The sequence below is a fragment of the Aquibaculum arenosum genome, from assembly GCF_029222965.1.
GTDB classification, from domain to species: Bacteria; Pseudomonadota; Alphaproteobacteria; order Kiloniellales; family DSM-21159; genus Aquibaculum; species Aquibaculum arenosum.
The window spans coordinates 145,321-159,974 of the sequence record NZ_JARHUD010000006.1; the positions used below are offsets into that span (position 1 = coordinate 145,321).

General features: G+C 65.1%; 14 protein-coding genes. 8 read left to right on the forward strand and 6 right to left on the reverse strand.

The genetic code is table 11. The features are described from left to right. The first annotated feature begins 141 nt into the window (after positions 1-141). Both P2G67_RS11095 and hemB read left to right on the forward strand, forming a co-directional pair. Complete coding sequence (locus tag P2G67_RS11095) at positions 142-702, forward strand: hypothetical protein (RefSeq protein ID WP_275823032.1); 561 nt, start codon at positions 142-144, stop codon at positions 700-702. A 103-nt stretch (positions 703-805) separates the two neighbouring features. After that, positions 806-1,852: a porphobilinogen synthase gene (gene hemB / locus P2G67_RS11100; RefSeq protein ID WP_275823035.1), complete on the forward strand. Its 1,047-nt coding sequence runs from the start codon at positions 806-808 to the stop codon at positions 1,850-1,852. Between the two features lie 3 nt (positions 1,853-1,855). Here hemB and can read toward each other — a convergent pair whose 3' ends face one another. Next, positions 1,856-2,488, reverse strand: a complete 633-nt coding sequence (gene can / locus P2G67_RS11105; RefSeq protein WP_275823038.1) for a carbonate dehydratase — start codon at positions 2,486-2,488, stop codon at positions 1,856-1,858. Between the two features lie 190 nt (positions 2,489-2,678). Between can and nthA the strand changes: the two genes are divergently transcribed. The 6 genes from nthA (at position 2,679) to accC (ending at position 6,804) form a co-directional block, all read left to right on the forward strand. Beyond that, positions 2,679-3,356: a nitrile hydratase subunit alpha gene (nthA, locus tag P2G67_RS11110; RefSeq protein WP_275823040.1), complete on the forward strand. Its 678-nt coding sequence runs from the start codon at positions 2,679-2,681 to the stop codon at positions 3,354-3,356. After that, entirely contained in the window at positions 3,353-4,012 is a 660-nt protein-coding gene (nthB, locus tag P2G67_RS11115; RefSeq protein WP_275823042.1) for a nitrile hydratase subunit beta, read from the forward strand. Before nthA ends, nthB begins: the two co-directional genes overlap by 4 nt. Then, complete coding sequence (locus P2G67_RS11120; protein WP_275823044.1) at positions 3,999-4,322, forward strand: nitrile hydratase accessory protein; 324 nt, start codon at positions 3,999-4,001, stop codon at positions 4,320-4,322. The genes nthB and P2G67_RS11120 overlap by 14 nt, the downstream gene beginning before the upstream one ends. 212 nt (positions 4,323-4,534) lie before the next feature. Then, positions 4,535-4,993 (forward strand): type II 3-dehydroquinate dehydratase, encoded by a 459-nt coding sequence (gene aroQ / locus P2G67_RS11125; RefSeq protein WP_275823046.1) that lies wholly within the window; start codon positions 4,535-4,537, stop codon positions 4,991-4,993. Further along, on the forward strand, positions 4,990-5,439 hold the full coding sequence (gene accB / locus P2G67_RS11130; protein WP_275823048.1) for an acetyl-CoA carboxylase biotin carboxyl carrier protein: 450 nt from the start codon (positions 4,990-4,992) through the stop codon (positions 5,437-5,439). The genes aroQ and accB overlap by 4 nt, the downstream gene beginning before the upstream one ends. A gap of 21 nt (positions 5,440-5,460) precedes the next feature. After that, positions 5,461-6,804 (forward strand): acetyl-CoA carboxylase biotin carboxylase subunit, encoded by a 1,344-nt coding sequence (accC, locus tag P2G67_RS11135; protein ID WP_275823050.1) that lies wholly within the window; start codon positions 5,461-5,463, stop codon positions 6,802-6,804. 115 nt (positions 6,805-6,919) lie between these two features. Here the strand turns inward: accC and P2G67_RS11140 are convergent, their stop codons facing one another. The 5 genes from P2G67_RS11140 to P2G67_RS11160 all read right to left on the reverse strand — a co-directional run bounded on the left by P2G67_RS11140 (position 6,920) and on the right by P2G67_RS11160 (position 14,601). After that, a complete protein-coding gene (locus P2G67_RS11140; RefSeq protein WP_275823052.1) occupies positions 6,920-9,781 on the reverse strand; it encodes an Rne/Rng family ribonuclease in 2,862 nt (953 codons plus the stop codon). Between the two features lie 622 nt (positions 9,782-10,403). Then, the gene (locus P2G67_RS11145) at positions 10,404-11,900 is read right to left on the reverse strand and encodes a DegQ family serine endoprotease (protein ID WP_275823054.1); all 1,497 of its coding nucleotides are present in this window, start codon (positions 11,898-11,900) and stop codon (positions 10,404-10,406) included. Between the two features lie 146 nt (positions 11,901-12,046). Next, positions 12,047-12,244, reverse strand: coding sequence for a toxin-antitoxin system HicB family antitoxin (locus P2G67_RS11150; protein WP_275823056.1), 198 nt, complete (start codon positions 12,242-12,244; stop codon positions 12,047-12,049). Positions 12,245-12,553: 309 nt separating this feature from the next. Continuing rightward, positions 12,554-13,600: a Fe(3+) ABC transporter substrate-binding protein gene (locus tag P2G67_RS11155; RefSeq protein WP_275823058.1), complete on the reverse strand. Its 1,047-nt coding sequence runs from the start codon at positions 13,598-13,600 to the stop codon at positions 12,554-12,556. Between the two features lie 374 nt (positions 13,601-13,974). Further along, positions 13,975-14,601, reverse strand: a complete 627-nt coding sequence (locus P2G67_RS11160; protein ID WP_275823060.1) for a histidine phosphotransferase family protein — start codon at positions 14,599-14,601, stop codon at positions 13,975-13,977. Positions 14,602-14,654: the final 53 nt, after the last annotated feature.

The window sequence follows — 14,654 nt, forward strand, 5'->3', positions numbered from 1 at the left end:
GGCTTACAACGCCTAATGTGCGAATGTGGCGGTTAAAATCAAGTGAGTTTTCGCTATACATCTGCGCAGGTGAACGCCATACGCGCTGCACTTTCGGAGGATAGACTACAGCGATATGCCGAACTGACGGACGGCGACCACGTGGCTGCGATCAAGCTCTACGTGCATAATACTATCCTCAGCGAGGGCTTCTATACCCCACTTCAAGGCCTAGAGATTGCCTTGCGCAATGCGCTGCATGCCCAGTTCAGCAATCGCTTCGGCGCAGATTGGTACGATGCTGCAATCAAAGATATCCGACATCCACAAACAACGATGATTGCTCGGGCCAAAACCACGCTCCGTAGAGACCGCAAGCCAATCACACCCAGCGGCATGGTTGCCGAACTCAGTTTCGGATTCTGGGTGGGTCTGCTCGGACCAGATTACGAAGTCCCCTTATGGCGTCGATGCTGCCGCCATGCGTTTCCGTATCGACCGTTGCATCATGAACGCAAGCAAGTGCTAGGGGCTCTCAACTCAGTACGACGACTGCGCAATCGCGTTGCTCACCATGAACCGATACTACACCGCAACCTGGAAACAGATCACCAGACGATCATCAATGCTGCGTCCTGGATCTGTCCGCACACCGCAGAATGGATCAGGGCACACAGCCGTCTGCCCGGTTTGCTTGGCAAGCGAACCACTGCACCCATTTGATTCTGAGCTGCGACACCAACGGCACCCGGCAATGCTTGTTGCGCGGGGCCGCTGAACTTAGACTGCGCGGCAATCCTCACCAACAAGTCACTCGGGTAGATCGATGTCGGATTACCGCACTCCTCGGCCTCTGGCCGGGCCGCTTGCCACACCTGCACTTGCCGGCAGCTATCCGCAAATCCGGATGCGCCGCAATCGGACCGCCCCCTGGGTGCGCGATCTGGTCGCCGAGAATCGGCTGGGGGTCGAGGACCTGATCTGGCCGATCTTCGTGCGCGAGGATGACGAGCCCCAGACCACGATCCCCTCCATGCCGGGCGTGCGCCGCCACACTGTCGCCGAAGCCGTCGAGGCCGTGGGCGCTGCCGCCTCCCTGGGCATTCCGGCGATCGCGATTTTTCCTCACGTCGCCGACGCCCGCAAAAGCGCGGACTGCCGGGAAGCCGTGGATCCGGAAAACCTCGTCTGCCGCGCCGTGCGCGCCATCAAGGCGGCTGTACCGCAGATCGGCATCGTCTGCGACGTGGCACTCGATCCCTTCAACTCCCTGGGCCATGACGGCCTGGTCCATGAAGGCCAGGTGCTCAATGACGAGAGCATCGAGGTGCTGTGCAAGCAGGCCCGGGTTCAGGCGGAAGCCGGCTGCGACGTGATCGCGCCCTCCGACATGATGGACGGTCGGGTGGGCGCCATCCGAAATTGCCTCGATGCAGCAGACTTCGAGCAGGTGAAGATCTGCTCCTACGCCGCCAAGTATGCCAGCGCCTTCTACGGCCCTTTCCGCGACGCCATCGGATCCAGCGGCGCGCTGGTAGGCGACAAGAAGACCTATCAGCTCGACCCGGCCAACAGCGACGAGGCCCTGCGCGAGGTCGCATTGGACCTGCAGGAAGGCGCCGACATGGTGATGGTGAAGCCGGGCATGCCCTATCTCGACATCATCCGGCGGGTCAAGGACACCTTCGCGGTGCCCACCCTCGCCTACCAGGTGTCGGGCGAGTACGCGATGATTCGCGGCGCGGCCGACCAGGGCTGGCTCGACGGCGAGCGTGCGATGCTGGAATCGCTGCTCGCCTTCAAGCGCGCCGGTGCCAGCGCCGTGCTGACCTACTTCGCCCTCGACGTGGCCCGTAAGCTCAAGGAAGGCTGAGGCCTAATTCAGGGCTTCCAGCACGTGAGCCGGGTCCAGGCCGTCCGGTCCTGAGATGGTCAGGTTCAGATCGTGGGCGATGCCGTCTTTGAGGCCGTAGACCCAGCCGTGCAGCTTCAAGGACTGCCCGCGATGCCAGGCGTTCTGCACGATGGGCGTGCGCGCCACATTCAGAACCTGGGCTGCGACGTTGATCTCACAGAGGCGGTCGACGCGCGTGTCCTCGTCCTCGCAACGGGCCAATTCCTCGGCATTGGTGGCGCGCAGTTCCCGCAGCGGCCAGAGCCAGTGGTCGATCAGCCCGAACTGCCGCCCAGCCAAGGCGGCGCGCACACCGCCGCAGCCGTAGTGACCGCAGACGATGACATGCCTGACCTTGATCACCTCAACCGCGAACTGCAGCACCGAGAGGCAATTCACATCGGCGCCATGGACGATGTTTGCGACGTTGCGATGCACGAAAAGCTCGCCCGGGTCGAGACCGACGATCTGATTGGCCGGAACCCGGCTGTCGGCGCAGCCGATCCAGAGATACTCCGGCGCCTGCTGCTGAGACAGGCGGGTGAAGAAGTCGGGATCGACCTTGGTTTGCCGCGCAGCCCAGCGGCGATTGTTTTCCAGCAGCTTGCTGATCATCGGTGAGACCTTGATTTTCGCATGAACGAGAGGGAAATGGCGTGCCGCTTCCCGCCGTGCAAGTGCTTTGTGCGAAGGTGGCGATCCCTAGACCCCACCACGACCGCCAAGCGGCGCCGAGCCGCGCTTTGGCGGGATGACAGCGGCAACCTCTTAGGCCAAACTGAGGACCAGTCAGGGAGCCACTGTGATGCATGATGAGAGCAAGCACGAACACGGCAGCCACGGGCATGGAGATCATGATCACGGTCATGATCATGATCACGAGCATCAGCATCCGCCCTCGCCCGCCGCGCTGCGCGTAAAGGCCATCGAGACGCTCCTGGTGGAAAAGGGACTGGTCGACCCGCAGGCGCTGGACGCCATCATCGAGACCTATGCCGAGAAGGTCGGCCCGCGCAATGGCGCGCGCGTGGTCGCCCGCGCCTGGAGCGATCCGGCCTATCTGGAGCGCCTGCGTCAGGATGCCACGGCAGCCATTGCCGAACTGGATTTCCAGGGCCGGCAGGGCGAGCACATGGTGGTGGTCGAAAACGATGCGAGAACGCACAATCTCGTCGTCTGCACACTCTGCTCCTGCTACCCCTGGCCCGTGCTGGGCCTGCCGCCGGTCTGGTACAAGTCGGACGCCTATCGCTCACGCGCCGTGATCGATCCCCGCGGGGTGCTCAGCGAGTTCGGCGTGGAGCTGCCTGAGGACAAGGCGGTGCAAGTCTGGGACTCCACTGCGGAGGTCCGCTACCTGGTGCTGCCGGAGCGCCCGGCTGGCACCGAAGGGATGAGTGAGGAGGAACTGGCGGACTTGGTGACCCGGGACTCCATGATTGGTACCGGACTTCCGCTCTCACCCGAGGAGGCGCGGTCATGAACGGCGTCCACGATATGGGCGGCATGCATGGTTTTGGCGCGCTCCCCCTGGAGGAGAACGAACCGGTTTTCCATGGCGAGTGGGAGGAGCGCGCCCTCGCACTGACGCTGGCCATGGCGGCCTGGGGCAAGTGGAACATCGATGCCTCGCGCCACGCGCGCGAGAAGCTGCCGCCGGCCGATTATCTGCGCTACAGCTACTATGAACGCTGGATCGAGGCCCTGGCCAACATGATGGTCGAGCACGGTCTGGTGAGCGCAGAGGAACTGCGCCAGGGGCAGCCCGCAGCAGGCAGCAGCAAGGCACAGCCGCCGCTCGACGCCACCAAGGCCCTGGCGGCCCTGCGGCGTGGCGGCCCCGCCGATCGCGCCGTCGATCAGGCACCGCGCTTTGCCATCGGCCAGAGCGTGCGCGCCATCAATCACCACCCGGCCGGTCACACCCGCCTGCCCCGCTACGCCCGTGGCAAGCGCGGCGAGATCGTCATGCATCACGGCGCCCACGTCTTCGCCGACAGCAACGCCCATTTCCTAGGCGAAGCGCCACAGCATCTCTATGCCGTGCGTTTCTCGGCGCGGGAACTCTGGGGGCCGCAAGGCCGGCCGCAGGACTGCGTCACCCTCGACCTCTGGGAGCCGCACCTTGAAGCCGCCTGAACCGAAGGTCTTTGCCGAGCCTTGGCAGGCCCAGGCCTTCGCCATCACCGTTCGCCTGAACGAAACCGGCCGCTTCACCTGGAGTGAATGGGCCGAGGTCTTCGGCGCTGAGCTGCGCAATCGGCGCGCCGCTGGGGCCGAAGACAGCGAGGGCGGCTATTGGGAGGCCTGGCTGAAAGCGCTGGAAGTGCTTCTCACCGATCGTCGTCTGGCTGAAAGTCCCGACCTCGACCGCCTGGAACAGGCCTGGGCAGAAGCCTATCGCACCACACCGCACGGGCAGCCGGTCAGACTGGCCGACAGGGGTTGATCGACCGCTTCTGGCATCCGCCAAAGTGATTTGTTGCTTGCGAGATTCGCAGCAGACGGCGTATGTGACGATCCTGCTGTTCGCGCTCGCGCCCGCCTGCGAGAAGATCACATGCCGGCCAGAAACCGGCTTCCGCCTGCACCTCGGAACATTGCTCCTCTGGCCCGGGCGTGATAACGCTTTGCACCCCTCGACCGTCGCAGGAGCCCAACTTGTCTGACGCCATCCGCGTGCTGGTGCTTCATGGCCCGAACCTGAACATGCTTGGCCGTCGGGCGCCGGACGTCTATGGCACGGCAACCCTGGCCGACCTGGAGGCACTGTGTCGTGATGAAGGTGCACGTCTCGGACTGGAGGTGGATTGCCGACAGAGCAACCATGAGGGTGAACTGGTCACCTGGATCCAGGAGGCGGCGCCGAGCTTCTCCGCCATCATCCTGAACGCCGGTGCCTACACTCATACCTCCGTTGCCGTGCATGACGCACTGGAGGCCGTGGGCCTGCCGACCATCGAGGTGCATCTGTCCAACATCTTCCGACGCGAGAGCTTTCGCCACCACTCCTACGTCACCCCCCAGGCCTTCGGCGTGATCTGCGGCCTGGGCTTTGACGGCTATCGAGCAGCACTGCTGGCGCTCGCAAATCGATTGAAAGGCAATAACGGCGCATGAACCGTAAGTTTCCGCTCGACGAAGACGCTTTGCGTCGTCTCGCTTCGATCCTGGAGGACACCGGCCTGACCGAGATCGAGGTCGAGGCCGGCGACCACCGCATTCGCGTGGCCAAGACCCCTGCCGCGGTGCACGCGGCGCCCCTGGCCAGCGCTGCGTCGGCTCAGACCACGGCCGAAGTTGGCCCGGCCACCCCCGCTGCAGCGGAAAGCGGCTCCGCCGTCACCTCACCGATGGTGGGCACGGCCTATCTCGCCTCCGAGCCGGGCGCCAAGCCCTTTGTACAGCCGGGCGATACGGTCGCCGAGGGCCAGACCTTGCTGATCATCGAGGCAATGAAAGTCATGAACGCCCTGCCTGCACCGCGCGCCGGCCGGGTCTCGCAGATTCTGGTGCAGGACGGACAGCCGGTCGAGTTCGGCGAACCCCTGCTGGTGCTCGAGTGAAGCGAGAAGGAAGCACCAGCGGTGTTTGAAAAGGTCCTGATCGCCAATCGCGGCGAGATCGCGCTGCGCATCCACCGGGCCTGCCGCGAGATGGGCATTTCTACCGTGGCGGTCCACTCTGCGGCGGACTCCGATGCCATGCACGTGCGCCTGGCCGACGAAAGCGTGTGCATCGGCCCCGCCCCCTCCAACAAGTCCTACCTCAACATGGCCGCGATCCTCACCACCGCGACCATGACCGGCGCGAATGCCATTCACCCCGGTGTCGGATTTCTCTCCGAGAACGCGCGTTTTGCCGAGATGGTGGAGGAGCACGGCCTCGTCTTCATCGGCCCGGAGCCAAAGCACATCGCCATGATGGGCGACAAGGTCCAGGCCAAGGAAGCGGCGATCAAGCTGGGCCTTCCGGTCGTGCCGGGCTCCGACGGTGCCGTGACCAGCCTGGAGGAGGCCCGCTCAGTGGGCGCCTCAATCGGCTATCCGGTTCTGGTCAAGGCGGCCGCCGGGGGCGGCGGACGGGGGATGAAGGTTGCGCGCAATGCCGATGAAATCGAAGATGCCTATCGCATGGCGCGCAACGAAGCCAAGGCCGCGTTCGGCAACGACGAGGTCTATATCGAGAAATACCTGACCCGCCCGCGGCACATCGAGGTGCAGATCCTGGCCGACGGCCAAGGCAATGCCCTGCATCTGGGCGAACGCGACTGCTCGCTGCAGCGCCGGCATCAGAAAGTGCTGGAGGAAGCCCCCTCCCCCGCCCTCAATGCCGAGGCCCGCGCCCGCATCGGCGAGATCGCGCGCCAGGCCATGCTCACTCTCGGCTATCGCTCGGCGGGGACCATCGAGTTCCTCTATGAGGACGGCAACTTCTACTTCATCGAGATGAACACCCGTCTGCAGGTGGAGCATCCCATCACGGAGATGATCACCGGCATCGATCTGGTGCGCGAACAGATCCGCATTGCCGCCGGACACCCGCTGACGATCCGGCAGGAGGATGTGACCTTCACCGGACACGCGGTGGAGTGCCGGATCAATGCCGAGCATCCGGAAACCTTCGTGCCCTCCCCCGGTAAGATTCTCGACTACCACCCGCCGGGCGGCCTGGGCGTGCGCGTGGACAGCGCCATCTACGGCGGCTATCGCGTGCCGCCGCACTACGACAGTCTGATCGCCAAGCTGGTGGTACACGGCCAGACCCGCAACGAGTGCCTCATGCGCCTGCGCCGTTGCCTGGAAGAGATGGTGATCGACGGCATCGAGACCACGCTGCCGCTCCACCGTCGCCTGGTTGAGGACCTCAGCTTCATCAACGGCAACTACGACATCCATTGGCTGGAGAAGTGGATGGCCGCTCACCGGTAGAGGCAGGGTCCGGCGCCTGCCGGGATAGCGCCTGATCAGAAGACAAAGGGTCGCCGCATGCACTGCGGCGACCCTTCGCTTTTCTGATCTCGAAAGACTTCGAGGGAAACCGTGATCAGCCGCGGGCCCACCAGCCACGACGCCGCGGGCGAGCCGGCTTCTCTTCTTCCGCCTCGGCAACCGCAGTCTCACCCTCATCGGCGGGCTGGTGCGCCGCCACGCCTTGCGGCGCGGCTCTTTGCTGCGCCGGGCCGTGGCTGTCGGAAGTTGGCTCCGCATCAGGCTGCGTCGAGGCTTCGGTTGCCGGCTCAGGCTGAGAGGGCTCCTGCGGTTCCGGCTGAGTCACCAACGCTGGCGTTTGCACCGGCTCGGCTTCGACCTGCGGGACAGGCTCCTCAGCAGCTTGTGCCGGAGTCTCGCTTGCGGCCTCACTGGTCGACCCTCCACTGGTCTCGCTCACAGTCTCCGGCGCCTTGTCGGCTGCGGCAGACTTGCGGCGCGGGGCGCGGCGGCGCTTGGGCTTGCTTTCAGCCTCACCCGTCTCCGTCTCGCCTTCGGACGGCGTGGCTTCCGCTGCGCTTTCCTCAGTCGTAGCAGCGGTCTTGCGACGCGGGCTGCGCCGGCTGCGCTTCTTCGGAGCCGGCTTCTCCTCCTCCACCGTCTCCGTGGCATCGGAAGCCTCGGCTGCCTCGCCAGCGCTGGCGGTGGACTCGGCTGCCGGAGCGGTTTCGCTCGTCACGGGCTCACTGGCATCCTCGGCAGTCCTGCTCTGCTCAGCAGGCTCCACCGATGGCTCGCTCTCTGCGCTACCGGCGTCCTGCCGCTCATCAGACTGGGACTGACCGTCCTGGCCCTGCACCGTCGTCTGCTGCTCCTCGTCGTCGCGCTTGCTGCGACGGCGGCGACCGCCTCGGCGGCCGCGGCGACGGCGCTTGCTGGCGCGCTCCTGCTCGTCCTCGTCCTCGCCCGGCGAGGGGGCCTTTTCAGCCTGCTGGCTGGCCTCGGCGGCTTCCTCGGTCTCCTGGGTCTCCTGGGTCTCCGGCGCGCTCGTCTCGGCGGAGTCCTCGCGGTTGTTGCGGCTGCGTCCGCCGCGACGACGACCGCGGCTGCTCGAACGCCCCTTGCCCTCGCTGCTCTCCGAGCTTTCGGTCTCGGCCTCCTCGGCGATGGTGGCCGGGGCCGCACTCTGCTGGGTGTCGATGCGCCGTTCCTCGACGCGACCCTCGCTGGTCAGGCGGCGCAGCACGAACTCCTGCGGCCCAAGGTTGTCATCGACCCGCACGAAGAGCGTGATGCCGAAGCGATTTTCCAGGTCCTGCACGTGGCTGCGCTTCTCGTTGAGCAGATAGAGCGCCAAGGCAGCCGGCGCCTGCACCTCGATGCGCCCCGCACCGCGACGCGCCGCCTCGTCCGCCACCTGGTGCATCAGGGACAGCGAGAGAGAGTCCGGCGAGCGCAGGTGGCCAAGGCCGCGGCAGGTGGGGCAGGCGATGTTTACCGTCTCGAACAGCGAGGGACGCAGGCGCTGGCGCGACAGCTCGAGCAGGCCGAAGGGGCTGATGCGGCCCAGCTGGATGCGAGCGCGGTCCTGCTTCATCGCCTCCTTCAGGTGCCGCTCCACCTCACGGTTATGGCGCGACTCCTCCATGTCGATGAAGTCGATGACGATCAAGCCGGCCAGATCGCGCAGGCGCAGCTGCCGAGCGATCTCATCGGCGGCCTCGAGGTTGGTCTTGAAGGCCGTTTCCTCGATGTGGCGCTCGCTCGTCGCCTTGCCGGAGTTGACGTCGATCGCCACCAGGGCTTCGGTGGGATTGAGCACGATCGAGCCGCCCGAGCGCAGCTGCACCGTGTGCGCGTGCATGGCCTCGAGCTGCTCTTCCACTCGGTGCTTTTGGAAGAGTGGGACCCCGGCTTCCTTGTACTGGGTGACCTTCTTCACGTGGCTGGGCATCAGCATGCGCATCACGCTGCGCGCTGCCTTGTAGCCTTCCTCGCCTTCCACCTCGATGCTGTCCATCTCGCGGGTGTAGACGTCGCGGATGGCCCGTTTGATCAGGTTGGCTTCCTCATGCACCAGGCAAGGTGCACTGGATTCCAGCGTCTTGTTGCGGATGTCGTCCCAGAGCCGCAGCAGGTATTCGTAATCGCGGCGGATTTCGGTCTTGGTGCGCTGGCTGCCGGCGGTGCGCACAATCACCGCCATGCCCTCGGGGATGTCCAACTCGGAAACCACCGACTTGAGACGGCGGCGGTCGGCGGCGCTGGAGATCTTGCGGCTGATCCCGCCGCCTTTGGCGGTGTTGGGCATCAGCACGCAGTAGCGCCCGGCCAGGGAGAGGTAGGTGGTGAGCGCCGCACCCTTGTTGCCGCGCTCCTCCTTGGTCACTTGCACCAGCATCACCTGACGGCGCTTGATGACCTCCTGGATCTTGTACTTGCGAAGGAGTTGGGCGCGCCGGCGTGCAGCATCCTCGATGTCGTCGCCGCCAATAGTATCGACCGAGGTCTCCGAAGCGATGACCTCTATGTCGCTGCCGTTGCCCTCCTTGCTCTCGCCATTGTCGGGCTCTTCCGGCACGTCCTGGTCCAGCGCCCGGTCCATTGCGGATTCCGGTGGGCCCTCGCTCGGACCCTCATCGCCATCGTGGCTGTCGGCGGCATCAGCCTTCTCGCTCTGGCGCGCGCGTTCGGCAGCCTCTTCAGCGATCAACTGCTCGCGGTCGGCGATGGGCAGGCGGTAGTAGTCGGGGTGGATCTCGCTGAACGGCAAGAAACCGTGGCGATTGCCGCCATACTCGACGAAGGCGGCCTGCAGCGAAGGCTCCACCCGGGTGACCTTCGCGAGATAAATATTGCCCTTGACCTGGGTCTTGGTGGCGGTCTCGTAGTCGAATTCTTCGACCCGGTTACCGCTGAGAACGACCACCCGGGCTTCGCCCGGGCGGGTAGCATCGATTAGCATCCGTTGTGCCATACGGGAACTCCAGTGCGCGCCGAGCGGCGGCGGCTTCGACCGGGGACGCTATCCCGCGGGTCGACGCGGCCGGCGGCGCGCTTGTCAGATGTGAAAACAGAATCATTGGCGGCGCCCCCAGCAAATTCGTCGGCGTTGTTCGACGCGCACTTGTGCTTCTCCCGGGGCCGGCCCGGTGGGGCCACCACGATGGTTGCGAGGAGCGCAGGAGCGGACGCGCAAATCGGCTCCGCTCCGCGAAATGAGGCCACGCTTCGCAAACCGCGAAGCCTCGGTTAATGTCCTGCGCGGTGACCGCTTCGCCTGCCTCGGCGGGAGGCGCTACCGCTTGTCATGCGGAGCAGCCATCACCCGATCCATTTGAAACGGCCGCACCTCGATGAACGAACCCTCGAGGATGCCAGGCAAAGCCAGATTAGACCTCTGAAGACCTCACGACAATCACTTTGACGCAATGCCAGCGGGGAAAAGTCAAGGCCGATCCCTGCGAGAGTCTGTGGCGAGCACCTCGGCACACGGCTGAGCACAAACACAAAAGGGCGCCTGCACGTTCCGTAGAACGGGCAGACGCCCTTGTCGCACTGACAATCAGCCGGAGCCATTCAGACTCCGGCCGGTTGCCTCAGGCTTCGAGCTTGAGCCCCAGGTAGAGGGGTTCGCCGCCGCGCTTGAGCAGGAGGACCACGGCCTTGCGACCCTCCTCTTCCGCCGTGGCCAGGCGGCTGTCGACGTCGCCCGGCTTGCTGACCGGGTTGCCGTCGACCTCCTCGATCACATCACCAACGCGCAGACCCTGGGCGGCGGCGCGACCGGTCGGGTCGATCTCGGCGATCACCACGCCGACCTGCTCGCCGTCGATGCCGAAGGCCTGACGCTCCTCATCGCCCAGGCTGGACAGCCGCGCGCCAAGGCGCTCCGAAGGCTGCTCCTCGGCCTCGGCCGGCGCCGGCTGCTGCCCGGACATGGCGGCCAGCGCCTCCGGCGTCTGACGGTCGATGGTCACGTCCAGTGTCTCGGTCTCGCCATCGCGCCAAACGTCCATTTCGACCTCACTGCCGGCACGCACCGCCGCCACGAGCCGGGGCAGGTCGCGCATCCGTTCGACCTCATGGCCGTCGAAGGCGGTGATCACGTCGCCGGCCCGCACACCGGCGGCCTCGGCCGGGCTGTCGGGCTGCACGCTGGCCACCAGCGCGCCCATAGCACCGTCGAGGCCCAGGCCGTCGGCCAGTTCGGGCGTCACCTCCTGGATGCGCACGCCGAGCCAGCCGCGCTCCACCTGACCGCCTTCGCGCAGCTGCTCAACCACGTCCTGCGCCATGCTGGAGGGAATGGCGAAGCCAATGCCCACGGAGCCGCCGGAAGGCGAATAGATCGCGGTGTTGATGCCGATCACCTCACCCTCGAGGTTGAACATCGGACCACCGGAGTTGCCGCGGTTGATGGCCGCGTCGGTCTGGATGAAATCATCGTAGGGACCGGCCTGGATGTCGCGGCCGCGGGCCGAGACGATGCCGGCAGTCACCGAGCCGCCCAGGCCGAAGGGATTGCCCACTGCCAGCACCCAATCGCCGACGCGTACATCATCGGAATCGCCCCAGTCGACCGCGGGCAGATTCTCGTCGGCCTCGACTTTGAGCAGCGCCACATCGGTCTGGGGATCGGTGCCCACGAGTTCCGCCGCCAGATCACGCCCGTCGGACAAGCGCACGCGGATGTCGTCAGCCTGGTCTACCACGTGGTTGTTGGTGACCACGTAGCCCTCGGCATCAATGATGAAGCCCGAGCCCACGCCCTGGCGCGGCGCGCCGGGCCCGCGGAACTGCTGGTCGCGCGGGCCGGGCAGCAGGTCGCCGAAACGATCTTCGAACTGACGGAAGAATTCCTCAAAGGGCGAGCCCTCCGGGAAGGGGGACCCGCCGAAGCCGCGGCCGCGCTCTTCGGGCTGAGCGCTCTGGCTGGCGGTGATGTTGACCACCGCCGGGCTGACCCGATCGGCCAGGTCGGCAAAGCTGCTTGGCATCTCCTGGGCAAAGGCAACGCCCGACCAGAGCAGCGCCCCGCCGGCGACCACCGCGGCGGCCGCGGCCTTGCGGGGTTGAAGGGAAAGAAGTGACATCAGCTACGGCCTCCGTTTCCAAATGGAAAGTTGCTTCACGGCAAGAGATAAGCACGAAGCCCTAAATTGCCGCTGTCCGTTGCATTAATTTTCCGTCATGGACTCTGAAAGATGAGCCGGCCGGGGGCAAGGGGGGTGAAGAGCGATCAGGCCGCGTGATCCTCCCGGTCGAGATACCGACGCAATGCGTCGCTGACCACGGTATTCAGGTTGAGGCCTCGGCGCTTGGCGTAGAACATGGCTCGCCGATGCAGTTCTCGGCCGGGCCGCACGTTGAAGCTGCCTTTCAATGGCACATCGGGCTTTCGACCCTCCTCCTCGCAAAGCGCCAGATAGTCGTCCACGGCTTCATGGAATGCAGCCTTCAGGCCTTTCGCGTCCTTGCCCTCCTAGGTCACAAGATCTCGAATAAACTCCAACCGACCATGGAACACCTCATCCGCGTCGCTGTACTCGACCGAGCCGAGATAGCCTTTGTACTCGAGCATGGTACTCAACCAGATCCTCTTCGATCACAGCAAATACCATGGGAGCCTCAGGCTGCAACCAAATCCAGTTGCTTTCATTGAGCAAATGCCCATGGCCCCAAAGCAAAACAGGGGCCGCATGCGCGGCCCCTGCCTTGAGGAACGAGAGACGACTGCGGTAGAGGCTCAGCGCCAGCCGACGCGATCGAAGATCATCTGGGCCAGTGGCTGGTTCTCGCCGTAGACCGAGACGTTGATCTCGTGGGCCTTGGGCACGCCGAACTCTTCCAGCACCGGATTGTCCAGCACGCCCTCGACCACCGGGTACTCGTTGTTGCCCTCGGTGAAATAGGTCTGGGCGGAGTCCGTGGTCAGGTATTCGAGGAAGGCCAGCGCCGCGTCGGGATTGGGTGCATTGGCGGCAACGCCGGCGCCGGACACGTTGACGTGCACGCCACGCTCGTCCTGGTTCGGCCAGACCAGCTTGGCCTTTTCCACCACAGCCTGGTCGTCGGGGTCGTCGGAGCGAACCAGGCGCAGGTAGTAGTAGTGGTTCGCGATGGCGACGCCGCACTCGCCGGAGGCCACGCCCTTGATCTGATCGGTGTCGCCGCCCTGGGGATCGCGGGCGAAGTTGTTCACCACCGCCTCGGCCCACTCGGTCGCACCCTCTTCGCCATGCACGTCGATCAGCGAGGCCATGAGCGAGAGGTTGTAGATGTTGGAGCTAGACCGAATGCAGACCAGGCCTTCAAAGCGCGGATCGGCCAAGTCCTCGTAGCTGGACGGCGGTTCGTCCACGATCTCTGGATTGTAGTAGAGCGTGCGCGCCCGGGTGGAAAAGCCGTACCAGAGACCCTCGGGGTGGCGCAGATGATCCGGAATGCGCTCCTCCAGCGTGTCAGACGAGACCGCCTGGAAAATGCCCTCCTGCTCGGCGCGCCAGAGACGACCGGCATCCACCGTGATGAAGATGTCCGCCGGGCTGTTCGCGCCCTCGTTCAGGATGCGGGCCACCAGTTCTTCGCCGCTGCCCTCGATCAGATTGATCTCGATGCCGGTCTGCTCAGTGAAGTCTTGGAACAAGGCGGCATCGGAATCGTAATGGCGCGCGGAATAGATGTTGAGCTCGCCCTCGGCCTGGGCGGCGGGCGCCATGGCGAGGAAAGCCAGTCCACCGACGAGCCCGGCAAGGGCGGCCGTGCTGGCGAGGTGGCGTCGAGAAAGGGTCATGTGTCGGAAACTCCCGTCGATGAAGCGGTTGTAGCAATGAGCGGCTTTGGACACCTATGCGCCCTTCCGTGCCGGCACAGGCACCGGCCGCGTGTTGCGACGCAATCGCAGAGTTAATGCAAATCATTCTTATCGTCAACACGGGTAATGCCCTGCCGCAGCGCTTAAGCACTGCCATTGCGCCTATGCGGAGCCCACCGGGCAGGCCCATTGCCTGTGGTCCGGGCGGCCTCGCCCCTAGGGGGAGCTTGGCCCATGCTGCTGATGTAAAGCGCCCTTCGCGCTTAGCAGATCGACGCAAATCGGGTTCGCGAAGCGATCCGGTTTGAGTCATGAATCTGCTCTACACCCTTGATTCAGAGCGGATTCACGCTCTAGCTGCGCAGGATCAGGTCGAGAGAAAGACGGTCGGGAGCTTCCTGAGTCGCCTCGATGGTGCCACCGAGGTCCTCGGCCAGACGACGCAGAAAGAAGGCCTGGGAGCCTCGGGGATCGAGGCCGTCCGCAAGCAGCACGTCAAGCCCGCGCTGCATCTCCGGGCGCAGGCCCGCGTCCGCCCCCTCGGCGATCAGACCGTAGCGCTGCGCCGCCGGAGCCTGTGCCGCGCTGAGCGTGAGCGCGCCGCCGCGCGGCAGGCTTTCGCCGCCCAATGCCAGCAGGTTGAGCAGCAGCCGACCCAATTCCGGACGCAGGCCGGCGGTGCCGATATTCCAGTTGAGCGCAATGCCGCGGCGCGTCAGCCAGCTTTCCGCGACCTCCTGCAGATAGTGCGGATCGCCCAGCATCGCCCCCGCGCTGCCATACGCCGCGCGCAGGAAATTGAGACTGGCGACAGCCTGACGCACGCTGTCGCCCACCAGTTCGCCGGCCTGCGCCACGTCGCCGAAATCGGGATCGGTCATCAGCTCCAGGCCATTGTCGATGGCCGCAAGCGGACTGGCCAGATCATGACAGAGCCGAGCCGCAAGCAGCTCAGCCAACCTCACATCACTTTGCCCCATTACGCCCCATTCCCATAAGCATCCATGGATGCCACGGCGGTGTCGCTCCACGG